This window comes from Saccharomonospora iraqiensis subsp. iraqiensis, assembly GCF_000430445.1.
GTDB classification, from domain to species: Bacteria; Actinomycetota; Actinomycetes; order Mycobacteriales; family Pseudonocardiaceae; genus Saccharomonospora; species Saccharomonospora iraqiensis.
Genome location: NZ_KE387040.1, coordinates 11,718 through 13,936 on the forward strand (window position 1 = coordinate 11,718; position 2,219 = coordinate 13,936).

At 70.5% G+C, this 2,219-nt stretch carries 2 protein-coding genes and 1 pseudogene; 1 reads left to right on the top strand and 2 read right to left on the bottom strand.

Features of this window, described 5'->3' with window-relative positions:
• Positions 1-413: pseudogene (locus ACTIR_RS21185) on the bottom strand (arabinosyltransferase domain-containing protein); the annotation flags it as partial.
• Positions 414-716: 303 nt separating this feature from the next.
• Here ACTIR_RS21185 and ACTIR_RS21190 point away from each other — a divergent pair.
• On the top strand, positions 717-1,865 hold the full coding sequence (locus tag ACTIR_RS21190) for a hypothetical protein (protein WP_052583681.1): 1,149 nt from the start codon (positions 717-719) through the stop codon (positions 1,863-1,865).
• A gap of 122 nt (positions 1,866-1,987) precedes the next feature.
• Here ACTIR_RS21190 and ACTIR_RS0102015 read toward each other — a convergent pair.
• Positions 1,988-2,219, bottom strand: a 232-nt coding sequence (locus tag ACTIR_RS0102015; protein WP_199285554.1) for an adenosylcobinamide-GDP ribazoletransferase, incomplete at its 5' end; no start/stop codon positions are given.

A 2,219-nucleotide genomic window follows, 5' to 3' on the forward strand; every position in this document is an offset into this window, starting at 1 on the left:
GCCCCCCGGTTGGCCGCCGCCAGCTCCCCGTCGGCCACGGTCAGCCGGAATCCGGCGCCGTCGTCGGCACGCGCGGGCGGCACCGTGGACAGCAACAACCCCGCACCATCGACGCGCTCGTCCACCGCGCGGACCGTGTCGCACGGCACGGTGGCCCGCACGTCCTGCGCCCGGTACCCGGCCAGCGGGGCGTTCACCGCGGTGGTGTCCCCGCCCGCGGGCCACACGACGCGGGCGGTGTCCTGCACCACGGGCAGGAACGGGAACGCCACCGCGCACAGCGCGGCGAGCAGTCCGAAGAACACGGCCAGCCGCCGCCACCGTCGCGGGCGTGCGCCCGCGTCGTCCCTCCGGACGGCGGTGTCGTCTGCACCGTCCGGAGCATTCTCGTCGGGCGAAACGGCCGAGTCCATCGCCTCTCACGCTAGCGGCGGGCGTGTTGCGTTCCTGCGAGCCGAGGAACCACCTCACCCGTCGGTGCGGCCCGAGCGACCCGACCGGACCAGCCTCCGCGACCGGGGGCTCGGGTGGCGGGCCATCGTCCGTGTCACGCTTCGGCGTACAGGCGACGGGCCATGTGTAACTCCCGATCAGCCTGCCTCGACGACTGCGTGGCGCGCTGCTCTCTCCACCCCGACGGGGAATCCGGGACCGGCAACACGGCGCGTTGTCCCACCCGTGGCGGGTGCGATAAGAGTCGACGACAGGAGTGGGCGATGGACAACCGGATACAGCTGACCAGCGACGGCGAGGGGATCCTCGTCAGCGGGGAACATCAGACGGATATCGACGAGTTTCTCGAATCCGAGGGGCTGTTGTCGGTATCGACCATGCTGGGAGCACCCGATCTCGCACTTCTTCTCCATGCCGGGGCCGGAGTCGCGCAGGCAGGTTCCGAGATCGCCGCCACCTCGGGTCGCTGGTTGAAGCTGACCGAGGAGTCCGCGCGTCTGGTCGAGAAGTACGGGTTGACGGAGAGCTCGACGCCGGGCGTCCGCTACGCGATGGTGGGGAAACCGGGCAGGAGCAGGTCCTGGCTCGAGGTCGAGAAGGGAGTCCGCTCGCTGCGGCCCAAACCGGCGATGCTCTCCGGTGCCGCGGGCGTCATGACGCAGCTCGCGAGGCAGCAGGAAATGCACGAGATCAGGAACTACCTCGCGACCATCGACGAGAAGATCGATGACGTGCTCGACGCGCAAAAGGATGCCGAGCTGGCGAGAGTGGTCGGAGCGGGATTCGACATCGAGTCCGCCATGACCCTGCGGGAACAGACCGGGCGGCTCGACGCGACGACGTGGTCGACGGTGCAGAGCAGGATGCAGACGATCACGGACGCCCTGGGGTGGGCGCTGCGTCGACTCAGCACACTCGCGAGGAAGGTCGAGAGCACCAGCAAGATCGGTGATCTCGCCAGAACGGCCGGGGAGGCGGAGTCCGAGGTCCGGGAGTTGCTCGCCGTCGTGGCGCACTGCTTCGAACTGCAGGACGCGTTCGACGTGCTGCGACTGGACCGGATGCTGGACGAGTCCCCGGACGAGCTGGACGCGCTTCGCCTCGCGATGGAGGAGGACCGGCAGAGTCGGCGGGAGCGCGTCTCGGAGAAGATCGAGCACCTGATGGCACGCCTGGACGCGGCTGCCGGTACGGCCAACTCGCAGGTGCTGCTGCACCCGAGCACGTCCCGGGCCGCGGTGGGATCGATCAATCAGGTCGGCAGCGCCGTCGAGCAGTTTCACAGACTGCTCGGTCTCGATTCCGATCGGGAGTCCCTTGAAGCGAGACGCTGGCGGGACGCGGCCAAGAACGTGGCCCTCGGCGCGAAGGAGGCCGTGGGAACAGCAGTCGTGAAGGTCACCCGCCGGTGAGCGGTCGCGCCGAACCGGGACACCGCCCGGCCTCGGCGAGTGCGCATGCGATGTGCCGTAGGGGAGAGCTCACGCGCGGTGACGTCCACCGAGCGCTTACGCGCGGTGCTGTTCGCCGAGCGCTACGCGCTGAGCCCCACGAGGACGCCCAGGGTCGCCGCCTCGACGCAGGCGCCGAGCACGTCGCCGGTCACCCCACCGAGACGGCGCACGCACCGGGCGAGCACCACGGCCGCCGCGAGGAACCCCAGCACCACCGCCACCGGACCCTGCCACCACGGCGTTCCGGGGATCAGTACCGCCAGGGCGGCCAGACCCACGCCGACCCCGGCGGCGGGCCACCGGCCCACCGTG

What these genes read in the sequence shown, in the direction of transcription:
- ACTIR_RS21190 (WP_052583681.1), top strand. Translation starts at nt 717, where the DNA reads ATGGACAACCGGATACAGCTGACCAGCGACGGCGAGGGGATCCTCGTC.